This is a genomic window from Corynebacterium sp. KPL1995 (assembly GCF_000477935.1).
Lineage (GTDB): Bacteria > Actinomycetota > Actinomycetes > Mycobacteriales > Mycobacteriaceae > Corynebacterium > Corynebacterium pseudodiphtheriticum.
The window spans coordinates 1,701,806-1,724,857 of the sequence record NZ_KI515715.1 but is presented as its reverse complement, the minus strand read 5'-3'; the positions used below and the strand labels follow the sequence as shown (position 1 = coordinate 1,724,857).

Sequence of the window (23,052 nt, the reverse complement as noted above, 5' to 3'; positions counted from 1 at the left end):
TGCGAAGTCCTTTTCTCTTTGTCAAAATCGTTTTCAGAAGCGAGTCTACTAACTCGCTTCTCGTTCTTATTTCTTACCTCGTACCAACCTACGCAGTCTGCCCAGGTATTCCGAAATACGGCTCTCATTACCGTGGTCAGTAGGCTGGTAATAAACTGCGTCGCCTAACCCATCCGGGATATATTGTTGCTTGACAACACCGCGCGGATCATCATGCGGATAGACATAGTCTTGCGCGTTCCCGAGGCGTTTTGCCCCTTGATAGTGTCCATCACGCAAATGAGCTGGCACCATTCCAGTTTTCCCCGCGCGAACATCCCCCAGTGCTGCAGTAATCGCTTGATATACACTCGCTGACTTCGGTGCAGTTGCAAGGTGAATAACTGCCTGTGCGAGAGTTAATTTTCCTTCAGGCATCCCGATAAGTTGCACCGCTTGGGCTGCTGCAACTGCAACCTGCAGCGACTGCGGATCGGCCATACCAATATCTTCGCTTGCCAAAATCACTAACCTGCGTGCGATGAACCGGGGATCCTCCCCTGCCTCAATCATGCGTGCAAGGTAATGCAGCCCGGCGTCGACATCGGAACCACGGATTGATTTGATCAAGGCACTGGATACGTCATAATGCTGATCACCATCACGGTCATACCGGACCAAAGCCTTGTCGACGCTTTGTGCCACCATGTCTGCGGTAATTTCGGGAGTATCCTGTTCATCGTTCCGATAAACAGCAGTTTGAGTCGCATCTCCATCTACAGCTGATTCTTCAGCCAAAGCAGATTCTGCAGCGGCTTCTAGGTATGTCAAGGCGCGACGAGCGTCCCCTCCTGCCATGCGCACGATGTCCTTGACGGCCGCATCTGAAATCTCCACGCGACGCGCGAGTCCACGATTATCAGAAACTGCCCGACGGACGAGTTCAGCAACAGCAGAATTATCCAGTGGTTGCAGAGTCAGTAACAAAGAACGAGATAACAGAGGAGACACAACCGAAAACGAGGGATTCTCCGTTGTCGCAGCTACCAAAAGCACGGTTTGGTTTTCTACCGCAGCTAAAAGAGCATCCTGCTGTGTTTTCGAGAATCGGTGGACCTCGTCTAGAAATAGCACGGTCTTCTTGCCAAGCTGCGCATCACGACGTGCCACGGTAATGACTTCGCGGACTTGCTTAACCCCCGAATCTAATGCGGACAAACCCACAAAATTATGATTCATTTGCGCAGCTATAAGTGAAGCTATTGTAGTTTTTCCCGTTCCAGGTGGACCATAGAGTATGACTGAACTACGGCCGAAACCTTCCACTAACCTGCGCAGCGGTTTGCCTTCATCTAGGAGGTGCCCCTGCCCCAAAACCTCGTCCAATGCCCTTGGACGCATGCGAGCTGCCAACGGTGCATCGTCCCCAGTTTGGAAGAGCTGTGTTCCGCGAAGGTTTTGCACATCCTCGCTTGGATCGTTTGTATCGGATCCAAGACGGGCAGAACCAAACAATGAATCCTGACTCATTACTTCCAACCAGGCTTTTCGACGCGCTGAGCAATGCTGCGGGCGAACTCTGCAATCTGAATACTAAAAGCTGCACCTCCATACGTGCCATACCTCGACATAGCTTCGAAAGTTTCAAAGATATCGCGGCGCGCGAGTATTTCGTCTTCAGTGAAACTGTCGGCTGCACCAACCCGTAATAGTCTCGCCGCATGTTCGAGATCTGCAGTAATATCGTCGCCTTTTTCTAACATCCCGACGACCCCACTCAAGTTCCCGGCAGCCATCGTCGCGAGTGTCGACAAGCCCCAACCAACAAGCGCAGCTAACACTCTGCCGTGGAGATACTCTGGCTCAGCGAGTTTAGGAAATACACCTTTGATCTCGCGTTTCCAAGCTGAGATGAAGGTCTCAACTTCATCGTCAGTAATAGGATGGGTGAAAACGAACTGTGGAAAGCCCGCAATGACGCAAGCGATGTCAAAAGACACGTCCCGAAATCCAGCCCATTCATAATCCAAAAAATGAGTTCTGTCTGAGACAATAATATTGTCCGGTGACAAATCAAATGGCGTAAATGCTCGGGCCGATCCCCCTAGTACCCGCTTGCGCGCAATCTGCGCGGCGTCGCGAAAAGCTTGTGGTAAAACAAATCCAGAGTGCTCTAAGATCTGCTCACCTAATAGAATCGACTTTTCTAAGGCCGCATCCCGAACGCCTTGGTTTTCACTAAATTGCGGGTGGTGTTTAAGCATGCGCGAAGTCAGAATATCGAATTCCTTTTCGCGCTCTGCAGTACCAGCATGCATGCGCCCAAGCGAACTACCAAGGTTACGTAAAATATGACCCCGTGTGTCCTGCTTAGCGGTTTCTAACAGCTCAGCAAAGGTATCGCCGTCCCCGGAATCTGTCATCACCACTAACCGCTCATCCATATCATAAGCCAAGAGGACCGGGCCAGGACGGACATTCTCTGGAAGAGCCGTTGTGAATTGGTAGGCCACCACTTCGCGCATCAAAGCAGCGTCGTAAAGTACCTCGCCGGTCATTGGAACAAATTTCAATACCACCGTGCGGTGCTGCAAAAATGGTTGGCTGGCAACCTGTGCACGCAACACCGTGGATTCTCCAGATCCTGCAAGCACTTCAACATTTTCAAGGCGTTGGGAACCGCCAAATCGGTGCGATAGCAAATCTTGGGCGATACGTACTAATTGTTCCTTGCTAGGCACTCTACTTACTCCATAATGTGGTAATACCGCACTGCTCATAGTTTTTTGCAGGCTCTCCGCAACTGGAGAGTGAAATAGCTATCAGCCGCGCGGTGGGAAGAAACCGAAAACAGGCACCGAAAAAGACTAAGCCTTCGGATTTTCTGCCTGCGGTTTTCCGGCCTTCGGCTTATAATCCACTCCGGTTTCCTTACGTTGTGCAGCAGAAATTGGTGCTGGTGCATCAGTCAATGGGTCTACACCGCCACCGGACTTCGGGAACGCAATGACATCACGAATGGAGTCAAATCCGCCGAGCAACGAAACAATACGGTCCCATCCAAAGGCGATTCCACCGTGTGGAGGTGCACCGTAGCTCATAGCTTCCAATAGGAAGCCAAACTTCTCTTGGGCATCTTCCTCGCTGATGCCCATAACCTTGAATACCCGTTCCTGCAGATCTTTGTTGTGGATACGGATCGAACCGCCACCGATCTCATTGCCATTGCAGACCAGATCATAAGCGTAGGCAGTAGCCTCACCTGGATTCTCATCAAAAGAGTCGATCCATTCTGGCTTTGGGGAGGTGAAAGCATGATGCACCGCGGTCCATTTCGAGTCGCCCAATGCGACATCGCCGTCAGCTACAGCGGCTTCCGCTGGTTCAAACAATGGGGCATCAACAACCCAAACGAACGACCAGTCGCCATCTTTAATAAGGCCTAGTTTCTGTGCAATCTCATTGCGAGCAGCGCCCAGCAGTGCACGAGAAGACCTGGTATCGCCAGCAGCAAAGAAGATGCAGTCTCCAGGATTCGCTCCAACGTGTGCTGCGATTCCCTCACGTTCTGTCTCGGTGATGTTTTTAGCGACAGGCCCGGATAGCGTGCCGTCTTCACCAACCAAGATATAAGCAAGCCCCTTAGCGCCTCGCTGTTTAGCCCACTCCTGCCAAGCATCTAGCTGTCGCCGTGGCTGGTTGGCTCCTCCGCGCATTACTACTGCGCCGACATATTCGTTCTGAAAGACGCGGAAAGTTGTGTCCTTAAAAAAGTCGGCGCATTCGGTGATCTCAATATCGAAGCGTAGATCTGGCTTATCTGAGCCGTATTTACGCATGGCATCAGCGTAGGTGATGCGTGGAATTGGGCGCGTAATCTCATGTCCGATTAGGTTCCAAAGCTCAGCAGCAATCTCTTCACCCAGGGAAATAACGTCTTCCTGGTCTACGAATGACATTTCGACATCAAGCTGAGTGAACTCTGGCTGCCGATCCGCACGGAAATCTTCATCTCGATAGCAACGCGCGATCTGGTAGTACCGTTCCATGCCTGCAACCATCAACAACTGTTTGAAAAGCTGCGGGGACTGCGGTAGTGCATACCAGGACCCTGGTTTCAGACGTGCTGGCACAACGAAATCCCGTGCGCCTTCAGGCGTGGAACGAGTCAAAGTTGGGGTTTCAATCTCCAAAAAATCATGCTTGTCCAACACGCGGCGGGCAGCCTGATTAGCACGTGAACGCAGTTTCAACGCTTCTGCTTGCTTCTGACGGCGGAGGTCCAGATAGCGGTGACGCAAGCGTGCTTCTTCGCCTACGTCGTTAGACGAAGCATCTTCGACCTGGAATGGCAACGCTTCAGAGGCTGACAAGACCTTGAGCTCAGTGACGTTAACTTCAATCTCACCGGATGACAGGTTTGGGTTTTCCGATCCAGCTGGACGTGGCTCTACTTCTCCGGTGATCGCGATGCAGTATTCCGAACGCAGCGCATGGGCTTGTTCGGCGACCTGTGAATCACGAAATACAGCTTGCACGTATCCAGAATGATCTCGCAGGTCGATAAAGATGACGCCGCCGTGGTCACGGCGACGAGCAACCCATCCGGCAAGGGTTACTGAGTTTCCTGCAAGGTCTTTGCCAAGCTGTCCTGCTGAATGTGTGCGCAGCACGATTATCGAAAATCCTTCCATAGGGTCGAATGGTTCTCACGCATTGCTTGTCTCACCGCACCGCAAACGCGTAAGCGGTAACATTAGCGCAACAAGGGGCGCTGAACCATATTTAGACTGTCCCAATCCTACATTGTTTGATTATTACTCTTCACATGCCGGGGTTAATCTGTCGACGAACGAATTTTTCCATGGAGACAGCCTTGTACGCATATTCACGATTTATATTTCGATCACACAAAATTACGGGAATCTGGCACCTAGATAGTTCGGCTCAAAGGCACGTAGACTAGACCCCTCAAGCTTCGAAAATTGTTAAACAATTTTTCTTACTCGGTTAGTCCAGCGAAAAGCAAGAGTGCACACCCATAAAAGAATCGAGGGCATCTCTATGACCATAAGTGTGACTGATATTTTCTCCATCGGCATCGGACCATCCTCGTCTCATACGGTTGGCCCCATGCGTGCAGCAAAATCATTCATCAATTCTTTAACGGCCATTCCTCACCGAGTCCAAGCCGAACTCCGTGGTTCCTTAGCCGCTACTGGACGTGGCCATGCCACTGACCGTGCAGTTATTCTTGGCCTCGTCGGCTGGGATCCGCTTGATGTACCACTCGACGCCGAACCCCGAGCAGACCAACCCATTCCAACTAAAGGGTCAGCCACCGGCCCTGATAGGGAAATCCACTACGAACTACGGTTCATTAATGAGCCCCTTCCACAACACCCCAACGCCGTGGTATTTAGCGCATGGGACGCCGAAGGAGAATGTCTTGCCAACGGAATCGAATACTTTTCTGTCGGCGGAGGGTTTATCCTCACGCGAGAAGAGCTAGATAAAGAACTCGAAACAGACAACGAAGTACCTGCCGGTATGGCTGCAGCTGATGGGCAGTCAGAAGTACCATACCCATTTAGGACAGGCGCGGAACTACTGCGCATGTGCGAAGAATCGGGCCGGGAAATTTGGGAACTTGTCGAAGCCAATGAAAAGGCTTTACATAAAGACAACGGTGGCCTGGATTCCGTCAATAACCACTTGACCACTGTGTGGGATGTTATGCGTTCATGCGTAACCGAAGGCATCGCTACCCAAGGACATTTACCTGGCGGATTGCATGTACCGCGCCGTGCACACCGAGTCTATGAGCAGCTTCTCGACGCTGTCGATGACACGTCGCACGGTTTTTCCGCTATGGAATGGGTCAATCTCTACGCGTTAGCAGTAAACGAACAAAATGCTGCAGGCGGTCGTGTGATAACTGCACCCACCAACGGTGCCTGCGGAATCATTCCTGCAGTTTTGCACTACGCCCGCGATTTCCAAGCCAATTTCACCAGGGAATCCGCCCGACGCTATCTGCTAACCGCTGGCGCTATCGGCATGATCATCAAGCAAAATGCCTCAATATCGGGTGCAGAAGTTGGTTGTCAAGGCGAAGTGGGCTCTGCTTCAGCCATGGCCGCTGCAGGAATGGCACAACTACTGGGTTGCACGCCGGCACAAATTGAAAATGCCGCGGAAATAGCACTCGAACACAACCTCGGGTTAACGTGCGACCCAGTCGGTGGATTAGTGCAGATTCCGTGCATTGAGCGCAACGCGATTGGCGGAGTGAAAGCAATCAACGCTGCACGTCTAGCCAAGATCGGCGAAGGCACCCACCATGTCACACTGGACAATGCGATCAATACAATGGCTGAAACTGGCCGCGATATGCTCTCTAAATACAAAGAAACATCCATTGGCGGCCTAGCAAAAACCTTAGGCTTTACAGTCAGTCAGGTCGAGTGCTAACGCAGTTTCTCGAGTAGCCACTTCCCTAGTTGTTCGGCTGGGACTTCGGTTTGTTGGTGCGCAGCAAGGTCTTTAACCGCCACCACGCCCTCGGCTAACTCTGCCTCGCCAAGCACCAAGGCATAGGCCGCGCCGGAACGGTTAGCAGCTTTCATGGCCCCTTTCATTCCCTTGCCCCCGTAGGCCATATCCGCAGAAATACCCTCTTGCCTTAAAGAGTTCAGCAACAGTGGCATGCGAGCACCGGCAACTTCGCCCAACGGAACACCAAAAACCTCAACTCTCTGTTCAGTTCCTTTCAGCGTGATACCTTCGGCCTCCAATGCCAGGATCGCGCGGTCAACTCCCAGACCGAAGCCTATACCTGACAGTTCCTGTCCGCCGAGTTGAGCCATCAGCCCGTCGTAACGGCCGCCACCACCAATGCCCGATTGTGCACCCAAACCATCGTGGACGAATTCGAAGCAAGTCTTCGTGTAATAATCCAAACCACGAACCATACGAGGGTTAATCGTGTATTCGATTCCCATCTCATCCAGATAGTTCGTTACCGCATCGAAGTGAGCACGGCACTCGTCGTTAAGGTGATCCAGCATTAGGGGCGCGTCGGCAAGCTGACTTTGCACCGTTTCACGCTTATCATCCAGTACCCGTAAAGGATTGATTTCAGCACGCTTACGAGTCTCCTCATCTAAATCTAGCTGAAACAAGAAATCCTGCAGCTTCTGACGGTATTGCGGACGACAATTGTGGTCACCCAAACTAGTGATTTCCAAACGGTAACCACGGAGACCAAGCGCTTTATATGCCCGATCTGCAATCGCTATTACTTCAGCGTCCAGTGCAGGATCATCTGCACCAATCGCCTCAACGCCAACTTGTTGGAGCTGCCGATAGCGACCTGCTTGTGGCCGTTCATAGCGAAAGAACGGCCCATTGTATACCAATTTCGCTGGCAGAGGACCACGATCGAGACCATGCTGGATGACAGCACGCACCACCCCCGCAGTACCTTCCGGACGTAAAGTCACAGAACGATCACCACGGTCTGCGAAAGTATACATCTCTTTCGATACCACGTCGGTTGATTCACCTACGCCTCGGGCGAAAAGCTGTGTATCTTCAAAAATCGGGAGCTCAATATGCTCGAATCCTGCTAAACGAGCATGATGCACTAACGTGTCACGCACTTTCACAAACGTCGCTGACTGTGGCGGAACATAATCTGGCACACCCTTCGGGGCTGCTGCTTTGAATTTCGAAGTACTCACAGGCAACCAGTTTAGCCCCTATACTCCGCTAAGAATGGATTGGTAGCCTTCTCGTATTTCATTACGGTTGTAGGACCGTGACCAGGCAAGACGGCTAGCTCATCAGGCAAAACTGCGACAACCTCACGCAAAGAAGAAATCATTGCCTGCTGATCTGAAAAAGGCAGATCAGTCCGACCGATAGCTCCCCGAAACAGCACGTCACCAGAGAAAATAACATCTTCGTTTTGCAACATCACACAGCCAGGTGAATGTCCTGGTGCGTGGACCACACGAAAATGATGTCCCAGCAATTCGAGCGATATTGGTTCGTTGCGCGAACCTGGGGTTCCGATAATACGCAAGTCTTTAATCGGGACCATGTTAGCTACGTCGAATAGCGCCTGCATCTGGGAAGGCAGATCGGTCATATCATTCAACCAGAATTCATCAGCAGCATGAATATAAACCGGAATATCGAATTTCGCGGCTAAATCACCGGCGGATCGCGTGTGGTCAAAATGCCCATGGGTCAGAAAAACCGCCTCGAGCTGCAACGATTCAGTTGCTTGCACGACGCGGTCTACAGCATGCATTCCGGGATCAACCACGATCGCACGCCCATTATCTGAAACAATATAACAGTTGGTTTTATACGGCCCTGCAGCAAATCCAGAAATCTCCATGGGCAGATTTTAACGGATTATTGCCGGGCCACCGCACTGTCGTATACAGAGCTATTTCTGTAACGCTTCCAAAGCGGCGTCGTAATTAGGTTCAGAGGTAATTTCCTCTACAAGCTCCACGTGGGTGATGGTGTGCTCCGCATCAGCGACGATCACGGTGCGAGCGAGCAATCCCTTCAGCGGGGATCCCTCGAGTGTGACGCCATAATCCTTGCCAAAGCTGGAGCGGAAGACCGAGCCCGTTTTAACGTTATCGATGCCTTCTGCATCGGTAAACCGACCGTGTGCCATTGGCAAATCCGCGGAAATTCCCAAAACGGCAGCGTCCTCGAGACTGGCAGCTTCTTCATTGAAACGACGCACAGAAGTTGCACAAACACCCGTGTCCAAGGACGGGAAAATATTGAGAACTAGCTTCTTGCCAGAGAAATCCGCCAAAGAAAATTCCTGCAGGTCGGAGCCAACAACGGTAAAGTCAGGCAGCTTGTCACCGACCTTTGGCAGCTCTCCGACGGTAGCAGTTTCTTCATCGTGAAATTTAGTAGTAGCCATGCCCACAATAGTAATCATGGCTAGGAAATCCCGCCACCATTTGGGTGGCCACTGTATTCATTTCTGACTTATCGGCAGCAAGTCGCAGGTGGTCTGTCATGAAATCCTCAGTGCTATTGAAGATATTGCAAAGACTTATGCTCCCCAACTGTCAGCCATATTCGTTAAACTCTTCGCAGATGCCTAGGCTCAGGACAGTAACCGCTAGTAGAAAGTCCAACAGTGGAAAAGAAACAACAAAACAACCAACAACGAGGCGCAGAATCGCTTGACGAACTCGACAAAGCGCTCAAGTCTCGCGAACGTAAAGAAAAATCCCGCCCTTTGGGAATAGCAGCGATCGCAGCACTCGCAATCGTCGTTTTAGTGGGAGGCATTTGGTTATTGGCAACCCGGGACGGTGACGAGGCGGATCTTACTGCAGAAGAAGAAAGCACAACCCCAGACGCTCCAGATGTAGAGCCCCTCGCATTGGAGCGCTCCGAAAAACTTCCCCAAACCGTGACTTGCACCTATGAGAAGCGCGACGCCGAAAATGGGGCTTCCGACGCAGGCATTCCGGATACGGATGAAGTTTCTGCACGGGGGCACGTAAATGTCACGTTGGAAACCTCGCAGGGCGAAATCGGCATGGAGCTTGACCGCGAAGTAGCGCCATGCACGGTGAATGCAATCGAACATTTGACAAACGCGGGGTACTACGATGACACCGTCTGCCACCGCCTGACTACTTCTGGAATCCACGTCTTGCAATGCGGCGATCCAACAGGCCAAGGTTCCGGCGGTCCGGGATTCCAGTTCGCCAACGAATACCCAACTGATGAATTTGGAGATGAAGCCGCGTCAACTCAAGTTGTATACCCCCGTGGATCCATTGCCATGGCTAACGCAGGCGCCGGCACCAATGGTTCACAGTTCTTCCTGAACTATAAAGATTCCCCGCTACAAGCCAATTACACCTACTTCGGACAAATCAACGACGAGGGACTGAAGACATTGGACGCAATTGCGCAAGCCGGCACCGAGGACGGCTCCGGTGACGGTACACCATCTGAAGAAGTCCGAATCAAGAAAGCTGTTGTACAGGAGTCTTAAACAATCTGACATCTCCTAGTGAAAACACTTGCAAGCAGAGAGGAACCTGCGTTATGCTGAGCAAAGTCCAGACACATCTAGTTCTAAGGAATTCAGGCAATATGAAGTTTTCCCCTCGCAAGGCAGTTTTGGCCGGCGCAACTGCCCTCGCACTGTCCACTACTGCCCTGACTGCCGCTCCAGCTATCGCTGTTGAGGGACAGCCTGCTCAGAACAAAACTGCAACATTTAGCTCTAACATCTCTGAGACCTTCGCCGGCTCTTCAAATGATGCAGACACCAAAGAATCCGGAACTGGCGCCAAGGAGACCGGCAACGGCTCTTCAACCGGCGAAGGTGGATTCAACTTTGATAGCTTCAACAAAATCTTGAAGGCCATCTCCGGTGTCGTTGGCGTTGCCAGCACGATCTTCGCTTTCTTGAAGAGCTTGAAGGTAATCTAACCAGAGGCTAACGAGGCATAAGCCCGTTAACAATTCTCGACTTAACGCGTTATTCCGGGCGTTCCCGGATAAAATAAGTCGCAGATCATGGTTGATCTATAACAAAGGGGACTCGTTGAGCAGTTGCACTGCTTAACGAGTCCCCTTTGTCTTGCGATGGTGAATCAATTACGGCCGACGAGAGAAAATCATCGGCCTAATTACTAGGCTGTCACCCGGTAAACGTCGAATACGCCCTCAGTGTTTCGCAGAGTATTCATCAAGGCTCCCAGCTGTTTGCTGCCCGAAACAGTAAAGGTAAACCGGACCGTCGCCACATGGTCTTCCGAACTTTGCGAATTCATCGAAAGCACTGACAACGAAGATTTCTGAAAAATCCCGGTCAGGTCATACAAAAGCCCCTGCCGATCTAGCGCCTCCAACTGCAAGGTGGCACTAAAGGCCCCCTCAGTATCAACGTTATTCGCCCAACTGACTTCAAGCACACGTTCTGGCTCATCGCGCAATTTAGTCGCGTTAGTACAATCAGCACGGTGCACCGATACGCCCCCACCGCGCGTGATAAAACCAAAAATTTCATCGCCGGGAACAGGCTGACAACACTTAGCAATTTTTGCCAGCACATCCGGATTGCCCTCGACCAAAATCCCGCTACGATTGTGATCTTGATGGGCTGCCTGCTGTTTGGATTGCAATAGTTCGCTCAATGGCGTGCGGTCTGCCAGTGCATCCACGGCATCTTCTTGGTCGCCGAACATTGCCATAAGTTGGTTCGCGACGTGCTGTGCCGACACATGACCAGCGCCAATTGCAGTATAAAGGGCATCGATGTCTGGGTAATGCAGCTGAGTAGCTACCTGCTTCATGGAGCTAGTCGTAAAAAGACGATGCATTGGAAGCCCGCCACGTTGGATCTCTGCCGCCAACGCATCCCTACCGGCCTCTAGATGCACCTCACGCATCTCTTTCGCAAACCACTGCCGGATATTTGCTCGAGCCCTCGGCGAAACTACAAAGTTCTGCCAGTCACGAGATGGCCCCGCATTGGGATCTTTTGAGGTAAAAATTTCCACGCGGTCGCCCGATTTTAACGCAGATTCCAAAGCCACCAGTTTTCCGTTAACTTTGGCACCGATGCAACGATGACCGACCTCAGTATGCACCGTATATGCAAAATCAACTGGAGTTGACCCAGCGGGAAGAGTTATAACGTCGCCCTTCGGCGTAAAGGCAAAAATCTGGCTGGAGGTAAGGTCATAACGTAAAGAATCCAAAAATTCGTTTGGATCAGCCGCTTCTTTCTGCCAGTCCAACAGTTGACGCATCCACGCCATTTGATCTACTTCGGCATCTTTGCCGCTGTTTTTTCCTTTAAGCTCTTTGTAACGCCAGTGTGCAGCTACCCCATACTCGGCGTTATGATGCATTTCATGCGTCCGTATTTGCACTTCTAATGGCTTACCTGCACCAGAAATTACCGTAGTGTGCAAAGACTGATAAACCCCGAACCTCGGCTGGGCAATATAATCTTTGAATCTGCCCGGCAAAGCAGAATACAAACCATGAACCACGCCAATCGCCGCGTAGCAACTATTGACGTCGTTGACCAAAATACGAATACCAACCAGATCAAAGATCTCGGCAAATTCGCGACCTCGAACGATCATTTTTTGGTAGACCGACCAGTAATGCTTCGGGCGGCCACGTACTTCGGCTTCGATACCATTGGCCTTCAGCGTCGAAGAAACTTCGTTAGTAATTTCTTTCAATACACGATCGCGCTGGGGAGCTCGATCTGCAATCATTCGGACGATTTCGTCATATTTCTTCGGGTAAAGAATGGCAAAAGCCAGATCTTCTAGTTCCCATTTTACCGAGGCCATACCCAGTCGGTGCGCCAGTGGAGCGATGATTTCTAGGGTTTCACGCGCTTTCTTTGCCTGTTTCTCAGGGGGCAAAAAGCGCATGGTGCGCATATTATGCAGGCGGTCGGAGACTTTAATTACCAGCACACGCGGATCTTTAGACATTGCGACAATCATCTTCCTGATCGTCTCCGCTTCTGCACCACTTCCGAAAGCTAGTTTATCCAGTTTTGTGACGCCATCGACCAGCCGCGTAACCTCAGTTCCAAAATCACGTGTCAGGTCCTCCAACGAATAATCGGTGTCCTCAACCGTATCGTGCAGCAATGCAGCCACCACGGTTGTGGTATCCATGCCAATCTCGGCGGCGATGGTCGCCACAGCTAGCGGATGCGTGATATAAGGATCACCTGAATTACGGGTTACCCCCTCATGCAATCGTTCAGCCGTCTCGTAGGCTCGATTGATAACATCAGCGTCAGCTTTTGGATGAAATTCGCGGTGAATCGACATCAATGGTTCCAGTACAGGTTTGATCTTCACCTTGCCTGAAGTCAATGATCTCGCGAGGCGCGCGGACATGCTGCGCACACTCGGTGACGGCCGTTTCGCTGCTTTGTTGTCAGTCATAGATGGCCTTTCCGGAAATTAGCGTCCTCTGTTGGGATAGATAACTACTAGGTTATCGCCGCCAAGCTGTTCCCGCCCACCCAAACCGGGTATTTCTAAAATCACAACGTTAGCCACTACGTTCGCTCCGCACGTAGCAAGCAGTTTGGCTGCAGCGCCAAGGGTACCCCCTGTCGCTAAGATATCGTCGACAAGTGCAACGTTTTTGTCAGAAAGCTCAATTCCGTTCGCAGGAACTTCCAAAGCAGCCTCGCCATATTCCAGGCTGTATTCTTGGCTGTGCACTGGTGGAGGAAGCTTCCCTTGCTTGCGTATCGCAAGAATTCCTAGTCCCAATTTATATGCAACTGCAGACCCCAACAAGAAACCACGTGCATCCAGACCACCAATGATTTCCGCACCTGCAGCTTGGCACTGTTCTGCGACCGCGTCGACTAGTTGTGCAAAAGATTCGGGGTCCGCGAGCACGGGAGTCAAGTCTTCAAACACGATTCCGGGCTGCGGAAAATCGTGGACCCGACGAATCTTTTTCTCCAGAACGTTCTGGGCTCCGACGAGAGTGTTGGTTCTAGTAAATTCAGTCACAGTCTGTATTCCAATGTTGGCGGTTTAGTAGTCCTCGTTACCAAGCCTGTGTTCAGGGCTAAGCAACAACACGTTTGACGTTAGCGAAGAATGAAACTGGAAGGTGGTTATTCCCAATCTCGCCAGTTGCTTTGCGAGTAATCTAACGCGATATCCACCAGCGATCCATATTCCAGCCTATCGCCGATTCACCAGTATAAGGCACAGCATTAACGACATCTCGGTTGATAACAAATACTCGAGGTTGCGCTGCCAGTGGAATCGTATGCATCTGCTCCCACATTCTTTTCTCCGCATCACGTAGAGCATTAACATCGTCGGTATGTACCGTCGCTCCCACATCGAGATTTGGCGGATAAATCGCACCTAGGTAGGCATCAATCTTCTGTCCGGAGATATTTTCTGCTGCATCTGCAGTATCTTCAGCGTTTTCGGCACTCGAAGCCCCCTCATCGATCACCGAGTTTCCTAGTGCTTCCACACCTTCGGGGTTGTCCCCCTGGGCGGAAGTCGCGTCGGTAAAAGGTCCGTCGCTACGATGCAAATCCTCTGCGGTCGTCTCGGGAACTGATACGTCCACAACCTCGATACCGACTGGCCTACATAATTCGGCTATTTTTTCCACCATTTTGGCGAGCCGTTGATCTTGTCCACGATAGCCTATGCGAATTGTCTCGCCGGCTAATTCTCGAGCCACCTCCATATTTACCGCACGATGCGGATCAGAAATATCCCGCAAATGTTGGCGGGCAGGATCCTCATGTTCAACGCTCTGCCATAAAACAGCACCGACATCCACTCCAGATGCCGCAGAAGATGCGGCTGCAACTGCTTCCTGGTCAATACACGCAGCAAATGCACGACGCTTCGGTGCTTCGGCAAAGATGCCATTATCCGAAAGCAACAACGCGTCGGTGAGCTCGCCGACTTCCGGGAAGACATCGAACTTATTGCCTGCAGCATTACGGTCCAACCAATCCGGTTCAACTTCGCTGACATCGACGATATCCAAGGAATCGCGTTCTAGTAATGCGGCCGTATCAGCTCTTGCGGGCCAGACCGCAAGACTTCCTAGCTGAGCATTATCCCCGTAATAAGTCTCATTCCGAGTCAAGATTGCTGCGCCGTCATCAGTGACGTGATCAATAAGAAACGGCCCAAAAGAAACTTGCAATAACGGGTCGAAATTCGCGAGGTCAAAACCTTCTGACCAAATTTTGGCAGGCTCCAATAATACTTGCGCATCACGATTCTGCAACGCATTATGTAACGCAGCCAAAGGCATCCCCGCCCGCGACGCAATCGCGTGCGCGGGCAGCACCGTGCCCGGAGAGAATAGTTCACGCCACCGCAGTCCGGTCCCTTCAGCTAACTTGACGACGAAGCGTGAAGAATTCGGCTGGCATTCAAACTCCTCGATGTGCTGCATCAATGGTAGTTGCGAATCGAATAATTCCGGCATCACGCCAGCAGTATAAGTGAGCAAGAAATCGGAGCACGTCACAGGCGCACCATCCGAGAATTGAGCGTTCTCAGCAATGGTGTAAATGACCTGTGGCTTTAGACCCGGCAAAAAACGCGTGCTAATCAGATCACTATTTTGAATAAACTGCCCATGTGGTCCCGGAACATGGACTCCTGGGTACAGGCGAGCAGACAACTGTTGCGCAGCTGTTGAACTACCGGTGATCGAACCTGCGTTCGTGGTCGTCAACGGTGATGACGATTGGTAATTAAGCTCCTGTGTTCCGTCGTCAACAGTTGTGATCCACCCTGGGCGGTCCACGGCCTCCGGTGCTGGCTCATCTGCACACGCTGTTAACGTTGCCCCCAGCGCCAACGAAACCGCTAATGCCCCGAAGCGACTTACTCCACGGCGGGGACATAACGTTTCCGAATTTCGAGAATACGTCATAGGGTGGTCGTTCCTCATCATTATCAAGTCTCGCGTTTGCTTACGAGACCTACTCCGGGCGCCAGGTGTTACCACCGCTATTACGAAGGCGACCATCGTCATCTGGCTTTGGGGCAGCGACCGGGGCTACCTCAGGCGGAGCAAAGGTACGATGCTCAATGTTATCCCCGTCGGTATCAGGGTCCATACTGTGATCCTGATGTTTTTCTGCAGCACGATAGTCGGCAACTTCTTGGTTGTGTTTCTTAATTTTCTTGCTCCGATTCACCAGCGATACCAACAACGGTGTTGCTAGGAAAATCGACGAGAAAATTCCCTCGATCACGCCAATAAGCTGTACCAAGGCCAAATCGCGCAGCGTTCCAATTCCCATCAACCATACGGCGACCACGAATAGCGCAATAATCGGCAATGCAGAGATCACCGAGGTGGAAATCGAACGCATCACTGTCTGATTAATTGCTCTATTAGCTTCTTCGCTGTACGTCGCTCGCCGAGAAGCAGTAACACCCTCAGTATTTTCGTTCACTTTATCGAAAACGATGACCGTGTCATAGATGGAGAATGTCAACACGGTGAGCAAGCCAATGATGACTGCAGGCGATACTTCGAAACCGAACAACGAATAAATACCGGCAATCACGATGCCGTCCACAACCAATGCCCCCATAGCAGCAACGGCCATATACTTTTGCAGGCGGAACGCTACATAAATCGTGGCAAACACTAGGAAAACCACCATCGACAGCAACATGCGATGGGTGATCGTATCGCCCCAAGATTCAGAAACCGTAGAATCACCGATCGCATCCGGAGACGGAGCGCCAGTGTGGTCAAGCGGCTCGTGTTTTTCATAGATAGCCAGGCGCGCTTCGTCGATTTGGGCTTGTGAGAGGTGTTCGGAAGTAATCTCGAGAGTTTCGGAATCACCGGATCCAACGATTTGTGTAACCTCTGGTTCGATCCCTGTTGCTTCAACAAAAGTTGCCTCAACCTCTTCCGCAACAAGATCACCGGCCGGCATGGTCATCCTAGTGCCGCCCTGGAAATCAATCGACATTGAAAAACCGCGGAACAGCATTGACCCCAAACTAATGAGGATCAAAGCGACGGTAATAATGTAGAAAATCTTGGTACGCCCGATGAAATCGACGCCGCCGTCACCAGTAGTCAAGCGGTTAACAAGAGATCGTTTAGCCATGGGTTTTCTCCTCGCCCGCTTCTTCAGATTCCGTACGCCGCTCTTCGACGAGGTCATAGACCTTTCCTAGTCCATTAACTTGTGGTTTAGCCCAGAACGGCTTCCGTGCCGCCATGATCATCAATGGTGCCGTCACCAAGAACGACACGACGATATCAAATACAGTTGTGATGCCCAGCGTAAATGCAAAGCCTTTGACGTCGCCTACTGCGAGGAAATAAACCACGACGGAACCAATGAGCGTTACAACGTTTCCTGTGACAATTGTGCGCTTTGCACGATCCCATGCTCGTGGAGCTGCAGATCGGAACGTTCTCCCTTGCAGTAGTTCATCTTTAATGCGCTCATAAAGCACCACGAAAGAATCGGCTGCTGTCGCGATACCGATAATCAGACCCGCGATTCCCGAAAGATCTAGCGAATAACCAATCCAGCGCCCCAAAAGTACAATTGCGGCATACGTAATCAAGCCAGCTGCTGCGAGGGACACCAGAGAAATTAGCGCAAGCAGTCGGTAATAATAGAAAACAAAAACTGCGATTAGAGCAAGACCGACTAGCCCGGCAATCAATCCTGCCTTCAGTGCAGCTTGTCCCAGCGACGGTGGCACTGTTTCCGCAGTACCACCTGGCGTACCGTCTTCACCAACGAAGGAAAGTGGCAGCGCACCATAACGCAAGTTGTTGGCTAATTCTTGAGCTTCCTCCTGGCTGAACTGGCCAGTAATTGACGTGGTAGAGCCATAGGGAGTTACGCCCTGGATCACTGGCGCCGAGATCACGTTCGAGTCCAAAGTGATCGCGATCTGTTGTTGTAGGTATTCTTGTGTCAAATCAGCCCAGGTTTGTGCGCCTGATGGCCCCGAGCCTGTCTTGAACGCAAAAGAAATTTCCATCTGACCGCTGTGCTGATTGAAACCACCATTGATTGGACTATTAGTGTCAATCTCGTTACCCGTTAGCCGGGGTCCGTCTGAGTCAGTTATGCCATTCAGCAAAGGAGCAGGTTGCAGCAAGTATGGATGGCCTTGATCATAGTCACAGGTAACTAGTGGACGTGCGGGATCATCAGCACCAGACAACGGGTCAACATCTGCATCACAGGTCATCAGTGCGCTAGCGGCTGCTTGCGTCGTAGGGTCTTCTGATTGCCGATCTTCAATCAGCATCTCGGTAGTCTTTTCCCTACGTTCTGCTTGTTCTAAGGAGTTCGCAGGCTCCGGTTTGGGTTTCGTAGTAATTTTAGGTTTTTCCGCTAGGTTCACACCCGCAGTTGCTTCACTTTGGCCTTCTTGTTCTTCGAAAGCCGCATAGATACGGTCGATGGTTCCTTCTGCATGCGTCTTGTCTATTAAGTCGTATTCCACCCACCGATTTGCCATATCTCCAAGAATTTCAGCCAATTTTGCTGGGTTTGGAGTTGGCTGTTGGGCAACCGGACGGAACAACAACTGAGAAGTCTGACCAACAGCCCGGGCTTGTGCCGTGTCTTCGCCCGGCACAGTGATAACGAGCGTGTTCCCGTCAGCGACCACCTGGGCTCCAGAGACTCCCATGCCGTTGACGCGTTGTTCCAAAATCGCGCGCGCTTGGTCTAGCTGATCCTGAGTTGGTTCATCACCTTGTGGCACCAGCGTCACGCGGGTGCCACCCTGTAAGTCAATGCCTAAGCGAGGCGCCGCTTGGCGATCCCCAGTAAATAAAATGAGGGAAAACAACGCCACGGTGACGAGGATAAACCAGGCTAAAGCCTTGACAGGCCAGCTACGGGAATTTCCCACGTGTTTGGCCTTATTTGTTAATTCCGGCAAGGGTGTCTCTCCTGAAGAACGATTTGAACCAATGAGGTATTTCTTTAGTTAACGGTCGCGCTCATCATTTTCTGGGTGATGTGCACCATTAGCTGTCGAGGTGTTATCTGCCGGGCTTACCTGATCTGCCGGGCGAAGAATCGCGATCTTCTCCATAGTGACTTCAACGCCGTGAGCCAGTTCTCCAGTCACAGTGGTTTCACCGATGTCGGTCAGCACCAAGTGAATTCCTCCAGCCGAAATCACGCGGTCACCAGGGTTTAAAGCTTGTTGAAAACTACGTAGCTCTTCTTGCTGTTTCCGCTGTTTGCGCATCATGAAAAAGGAAGGGAGTAGGAACAAGGCTAAAAGAGCAATGATCAGAATAATATCCATGCTCCATAGTGTGCCAGACACGGTTAAGGCAATGCTACTTAGCCATGATCGCTGATCATTGTCAGCCTCTACGGAGGTTAGCGAACACAAGAGCCTGCCGTTACCGCACCGAATTTCTGCGCTCGATGGTGAAACGACTTAGTCGTACTGGCCGAGTGCGGTTTCTGGTGGTTCCAATCCAAGATGACGCCACGCACGGGCGGTAGCTACCCTTCCACGGCCAGTTCGCGCTAATAGCCCTGCACGAACTAAGTAGGGCTCACATACTTCTTCGACAGTTGCGGATTCTTCGCCGACAGCAACTGCCAGTGTGTTAACACCGACCGGGCCACCGCCGTGCCCTTTGACCAAGGCGTCTAAAACTGCTCTGTCGAGTCTGTCTAAACCAAGTTCATCAACATCAAACACGTCTAAAGCTCCTCGTGCCGATGCTAAATCAATGCGACCCGAGCCATGCACATCAGCGTAGTCACGGACGCGGCGCAACAGACGGTTAGCAATACGTGGAGTTCCCCGCGAACGTGATCCGATTTCGATTGCAGCGTCATGGTCAATGTCGACCTGCAATATTGTTGCGGTGCGTTCGATCACCTCTGTGAGATCTTCGGTGTCATAGAACTCCATTTGGGCATTAAACCCGAATCGATCTCGCAATGGGCCGGTAAGCATTCCGGCACGAGTTGTGGCGCCGACAAGCGTGAACGGGGGAATTTCTAGTGGAATAGACGTCGCACCCGGCCCCTTGCCGACGATGACATCAATGCGGAAGTCTTCCATGGCCATGTACAACATCTCTTCTGCTGAGCGTGCCATGCGATGTATCTCATCGATGAACAACACATCGCCCTCGATAAGATTCGATAACATCGCTGCCAAGTCACCCGCTCGTTCTAACGCAGGACCAGAGGTCATGCGTAAGCTGGATCCTAGCTCGCCAGCGATGATCATTGCCATGGTAGTTTTTCCCAAACCCGGCGGTCCAGAAAGTAAGACATGGTCAGGAGTAACGTTCCGTCCACGTGCACCATCGAGCACAAGCGAGAGCTGTTCACAGACCTTCGGTTGGCCAATAAATTCGTGCAAGCTCTTCGGGCGTAGTGAACGCTCAATGTCTTGCTCACCGCTATGCCGATGCGGGTCCACTGCAGCATCTTTTGACCGGATGCCCTTTGCAGAAGTCGCAGCGCCACCGCCATGAATCTCGCTATGTGAAGCTAAACCTTGGGGCAATTCAAATTCTGTGCGTTCTATATCTGACATTATTCACCAGCTCATTTCCGGATTATTTTTTCGGCCCCAGCTCGGCAAGTGCGCCGCGTAACGCAGCCGACGAATCCGCGTCTGGTTGTTGTCTCAGAACCCGATCCACAACACCGGCTGCTTGCTTTTCACTGAAGCCCAATCCAACCAGCGCTTCCACAACGTGGTCAGCTATCCCCGCCTGGGCATTCTCTGCAAAATCTGTAGTGGAATCGCTCTTAGCGCTCAATGTTCCTTCGACCTCTGCTGGTTGCCATTGCGCTACTTTATCTTTCAGCTCGACAATTAATCTCTCAGCTACCCGCTTGCCAATTCCCGGGATACGCTGCAGGGTTTTTGCTTCGCCGGTGGAAATTGCGATCGCAAGTTCTTCGGCGTTCAGCACAGCCAATGCTGTCATGGCCAGTTTCGGTCCAAAACCAGACACCGTTTGCAATACGGTGAACATTTCTTGGTCACCGATATCGCTAAAGCCATACAACGTCATTGAATCTTCTCTGACCGCAAGCGTAGTCAAAATTGACGTCTGTTCACCCAGGTTAAGACTGGCGAGAGTCTTCGGTGTAGCTATCACCCGGTAACCGACACCCGCGCACTCTATAACGGCGGCATTCAAGCCAATATCGATTACTGTTCCACGTAAAGAGGCGATCATAGTCAGGTTAGGAATCTTTCTCTAGTGATTTGTGTAACAGCTGGCGTCTCTGGGCTAAGGCTGGCGCACGCCAGCAGTGACAAATAGCCAAGGCGAGGGCATCTGCCGCATCTGCAGGTTTTGGGGCTTCAGACAAGCCCAGAATTCGTTTAACCATGGCCGTCATTTGCTTTTTATCCGCCCGGCCATTTCCTGTAATAGCTTTTTTCACTTCGGAAGGCGTGTACATATCTACCGGCAGTCCACGTTCCGCAGCTGCCAATATCAAGACCCCCACGGCATGTGCTGTGTGCATGACTGTCGAGACGTTGCCGCGCTCAAATAAACGCTCAATGGCGACAACGTCCGGCTGATAATCATCGATCCATTCTCCTACGGCGTTCGAGATGCGGAGGAGACGATCAGTCAACGGAGCGTCGCTGGGGGTACGAATTACACCTACGGACACCGGATAAATAGCTCGGCCTTTACCCGATTGCACAACGGATAGTCCACAGCGCGTTAGCCCTGGGTCAATCCCCATGACGCGTAGCCCTGCCAAATTCATCCGAATTAAGAGTTAAGCTCTTCCATGACTTCATCAGACACAGTCAGATTTGTGTAGACGTCTTGCACATCATCTACATCTTCGAGAGCATCAATCAATTTGAAAACCTTCTTAGCACCTTCGGCATCCAGCGGCACATCGACTGATGCTCGAAAATCCTGATCTGAATCCTCAACTTCGATCCCCGCTTCTTCTAGTGCGCTACGCACGGCAGGTACATCCGTTGGTTGACAGATAACCTCGAATTTCTCGCCTTGGTCCTTAACTTCCTCTGCGCCAGCTTCCAAAACAGCAAGCAAAAGCTCATCTTCGGTCAGGCTAGCCTTTTTATCTACCAGAACATAGCCCGTCCGGCTAAACATATAAGCCACAGATCCGGACTCACCCAGGTTTCCGCCGTTCTTAGTCATTGCAGTACGCACCTCGGTGGCAGCGCGGTTTTTGTTGTCGGTCAGGCATTCAATCAACATTGCCACACCGTTTGGCGCGTAGCCTTCATACATCAAGGACTGCCAATCCGCGCCTCCAGCTTCTTCCCCGGATCCACGTTTCCGTGCACGTTCGATATTGTCAGCAGGAACTGAGGCCTTCTTCGCTTTTTTGATCATGTCGTCAAGCGTTGGGTTAGCCGCAGGGTCACCGCCACCGTTGCGGGCGGCTACTTCAATATTCTTAACGAGCTTCGCGAATTCTTTCCCTCGTTTGGCATCATTGGCAGCCTTTTTGTGTTTGTTGTTTGCCCATTTTGAGTGGCCTGCCATGTCATTCCTTTCAACAGCTTCAACAGCTAAATGTCATAGTTTCTAAGCGTCTTTAACTCCGTTAAGTATACGTGCCACTGCAAGCTCATATATACCGGCCGTTTAGGTTTGCTAATTGGTTCTATCAAAGCAATGAGTCTGCCGATGGTCACACACCATTGCTTCCTGCATCACCATTGCGACAAGTCTGACATAAGTAGGTTCCAACCTTGACGGGCGCCAAGGTGCGTGGAGCCAACGACTTTCCGGAGGTTTCGAGTCACTTTCTAGTCGTTGGCATAATGGAATCTCATCCACACGCAGAACACGACTTACCTCGCTTAATTTCGCTGCCATAGCGCTCCACTCATTCACCGTTAACTTAGTGATAAAGATTATACGACTATCATGAAGTTTTACTCTGCCCCTAAACTAAGCTCCGTGTGTCATATACTCACAGATTGTTGAAGAACTAGAGTTACGATCATGACTCCACAAAAACTCCACCGAACCGCGGCGACCTTGGAAACGATCACCTGGGCGCTATTGCTCTTGGGTATGACCCTAAAATACTCTGGCACCACTGATTCTGTCGTTCCCATCACCGGTAGCATCCACGGCTTTGGATTCTTATGCTTCGTGGTAATGACGACACTGATCTGGGTCAATAATCGATGGACTCCCAACCTGGGCCTCACTGGTTTGTTGGTATCAGTCATACCGTTCGCCGCATGGCCGTTTGCTCGTTGGGCAGAAAAGCAAGGCCACCTCGAAGGCGGTTGGCGGTTCCGAAATACTGAAACAGAGACTCATCCAGAAGGGATTTTTGACTGGGTTTTATACCAAACCGTTCGGTACCCAGCCCGCAGCATCGTTGTGGTGTTAGTAGTGGTATCGACCATATTCAGTCTTCTACTGCTTTTAGGACCACCAGTATCGGTAGAAGACATCATCAACGAATAACCGTACGAAAACCAATACAGTGCAATG

At 51.3% G+C, this 23,052-nt stretch carries 20 protein-coding genes; 4 read left to right on the top strand and 16 right to left on the bottom strand.

Annotation, left to right across the window (positions count from 1 at the left end):
- Positions 1-66: 66 nt before the first annotated feature.
- The 3 genes from HMPREF1292_RS07650 to aspS all read right to left on the bottom strand — a co-directional run bounded on the left by HMPREF1292_RS07650 (position 67) and on the right by aspS (position 4,652).
- Complete coding sequence (locus HMPREF1292_RS07650; RefSeq protein WP_023019409.1) at positions 67-1,509, bottom strand: replication-associated recombination protein A; 1,443 nt, start codon at positions 1,507-1,509, stop codon at positions 67-69.
- The gene (locus tag HMPREF1292_RS07645) at positions 1,509-2,759 is read right to left on the bottom strand and encodes a phosphotransferase (protein ID WP_023019408.1); all 1,251 of its coding nucleotides are present in this window, start codon (positions 2,757-2,759) and stop codon (positions 1,509-1,511) included. Before HMPREF1292_RS07645 ends, HMPREF1292_RS07650 begins: the two co-directional genes overlap by 1 nt.
- Positions 2,760-2,846: 87 nt before the next feature.
- On the bottom strand, positions 2,847-4,652 hold the full coding sequence (gene aspS / locus HMPREF1292_RS07640) for an aspartate--tRNA ligase (RefSeq protein ID WP_023019407.1): 1,806 nt from the start codon (positions 4,650-4,652) through the stop codon (positions 2,847-2,849).
- Between the two features lie 391 nt (positions 4,653-5,043).
- Here aspS and HMPREF1292_RS07635 point away from each other — a divergent pair, with 391 nt between their 5' ends.
- A complete protein-coding gene (locus HMPREF1292_RS07635) occupies positions 5,044-6,453 on the top strand; it encodes an L-serine ammonia-lyase (RefSeq protein ID WP_023019406.1) in 1,410 nt (469 codons plus the stop codon).
- On the opposite strand, the gene hisS is transcribed toward HMPREF1292_RS07635, so the two are convergent.
- From hisS to tpx, 3 genes are read right to left on the bottom strand one after another with little or no spacing between them, the layout of a single operon-like run.
- Positions 6,450-7,724 carry a histidine--tRNA ligase gene (gene hisS, locus HMPREF1292_RS07630; RefSeq protein ID WP_023019830.1) on the bottom strand — a complete coding sequence of 425 codons (1,275 nt, stop codon included), beginning with the start codon at positions 7,722-7,724 and terminating at the stop codon, positions 6,450-6,452. The two genes, HMPREF1292_RS07635 and hisS, sit on opposite strands and share 4 nt — an antisense overlap.
- 11 nt (positions 7,725-7,735) lie before the next feature.
- Positions 7,736-8,389: an MBL fold metallo-hydrolase gene (locus tag HMPREF1292_RS07625; RefSeq protein ID WP_023019404.1), complete on the bottom strand. Its 654-nt coding sequence runs from the start codon at positions 8,387-8,389 to the stop codon at positions 7,736-7,738.
- A gap of 51 nt (positions 8,390-8,440) precedes the next feature.
- A complete protein-coding gene (tpx, locus tag HMPREF1292_RS07620) occupies positions 8,441-8,941 on the bottom strand; it encodes a thiol peroxidase (protein ID WP_024272709.1) in 501 nt (166 codons plus the stop codon).
- A 222-nt stretch (positions 8,942-9,163) separates the two neighbouring features.
- Between tpx and HMPREF1292_RS07615 the strand changes: the two genes are divergently transcribed.
- Both HMPREF1292_RS07615 and HMPREF1292_RS07610 read left to right on the top strand, forming a co-directional pair.
- Positions 9,164-10,036 carry a peptidylprolyl isomerase gene (locus HMPREF1292_RS07615; protein WP_023019402.1) on the top strand — a complete coding sequence of 291 codons (873 nt, stop codon included), beginning with the start codon at positions 9,164-9,166 and terminating at the stop codon, positions 10,034-10,036.
- Between the two features lie 101 nt (positions 10,037-10,137).
- A complete protein-coding gene (locus HMPREF1292_RS07610) occupies positions 10,138-10,479 on the top strand; it encodes a hypothetical protein (protein WP_021352556.1) in 342 nt (113 codons plus the stop codon).
- Positions 10,480-10,682: 203 nt separating this feature from the next.
- On the opposite strand, the gene HMPREF1292_RS07605 is transcribed toward HMPREF1292_RS07610, so the two are convergent.
- From HMPREF1292_RS07605 to HMPREF1292_RS07560, 10 genes are all read right to left on the bottom strand, one after another.
- Positions 10,683-12,974: a bifunctional (p)ppGpp synthetase/guanosine-3',5'-bis(diphosphate) 3'-pyrophosphohydrolase gene (locus tag HMPREF1292_RS07605; protein ID WP_021352557.1), complete on the bottom strand. Its 2,292-nt coding sequence runs from the start codon at positions 12,972-12,974 to the stop codon at positions 10,683-10,685.
- 18 nt (positions 12,975-12,992) lie between these two features.
- Complete coding sequence (locus HMPREF1292_RS07600; protein ID WP_021352558.1) at positions 12,993-13,559, bottom strand: adenine phosphoribosyltransferase; 567 nt, start codon at positions 13,557-13,559, stop codon at positions 12,993-12,995.
- A gap of 142 nt (positions 13,560-13,701) precedes the next feature.
- Entirely contained in the window at positions 13,702-15,474 is a 1,773-nt protein-coding gene (locus tag HMPREF1292_RS07595; protein WP_023019400.1) for an ABC transporter substrate-binding protein, read from the bottom strand.
- A gap of 49 nt (positions 15,475-15,523) precedes the next feature.
- A complete protein-coding gene (secF, locus tag HMPREF1292_RS07590; RefSeq protein WP_023019399.1) occupies positions 15,524-16,675 on the bottom strand; it encodes a protein translocase subunit SecF in 1,152 nt (383 codons plus the stop codon).
- Positions 16,668-18,455, bottom strand: a complete 1,788-nt coding sequence (gene secD / locus HMPREF1292_RS07585; RefSeq protein WP_306461563.1) for a protein translocase subunit SecD — start codon at positions 18,453-18,455, stop codon at positions 16,668-16,670. Before secD ends, secF begins: the two co-directional genes overlap by 8 nt.
- Before the next feature lie 78 nt (positions 18,456-18,533).
- Positions 18,534-18,860: a preprotein translocase subunit YajC gene (gene yajC / locus HMPREF1292_RS07580; protein WP_021352563.1), complete on the bottom strand. Its 327-nt coding sequence runs from the start codon at positions 18,858-18,860 to the stop codon at positions 18,534-18,536.
- A 138-nt stretch (positions 18,861-18,998) separates the two neighbouring features.
- On the bottom strand, positions 18,999-20,120 hold the full coding sequence (gene ruvB, locus HMPREF1292_RS07575; RefSeq protein WP_023019397.1) for a Holliday junction branch migration DNA helicase RuvB: 1,122 nt from the start codon (positions 20,118-20,120) through the stop codon (positions 18,999-19,001).
- A gap of 22 nt (positions 20,121-20,142) precedes the next feature.
- Complete coding sequence (ruvA, locus tag HMPREF1292_RS07570; protein WP_023019396.1) at positions 20,143-20,775, bottom strand: Holliday junction branch migration protein RuvA; 633 nt, start codon at positions 20,773-20,775, stop codon at positions 20,143-20,145.
- Between the two features lie 7 nt (positions 20,776-20,782).
- Positions 20,783-21,322 (bottom strand): crossover junction endodeoxyribonuclease RuvC, encoded by a 540-nt coding sequence (gene ruvC, locus HMPREF1292_RS07565; RefSeq protein WP_021352566.1) that lies wholly within the window; start codon positions 21,320-21,322, stop codon positions 20,783-20,785.
- 5 nt (positions 21,323-21,327) lie between these two features.
- The gene (locus HMPREF1292_RS07560; RefSeq protein WP_021352567.1) at positions 21,328-22,083 is read right to left on the bottom strand and encodes a YebC/PmpR family DNA-binding transcriptional regulator; all 756 of its coding nucleotides are present in this window, start codon (positions 22,081-22,083) and stop codon (positions 21,328-21,330) included.
- Positions 22,084-22,548: 465 nt separating this feature from the next.
- On the opposite strand from HMPREF1292_RS07560, the gene HMPREF1292_RS07555 reads away from it, so the two are divergent.
- Entirely contained in the window at positions 22,549-23,025 is a 477-nt protein-coding gene (locus HMPREF1292_RS07555; RefSeq protein WP_023019394.1) for a DUF3817 domain-containing protein, read from the top strand.
- Positions 23,026-23,052 lie beyond the last annotated feature (27 nt).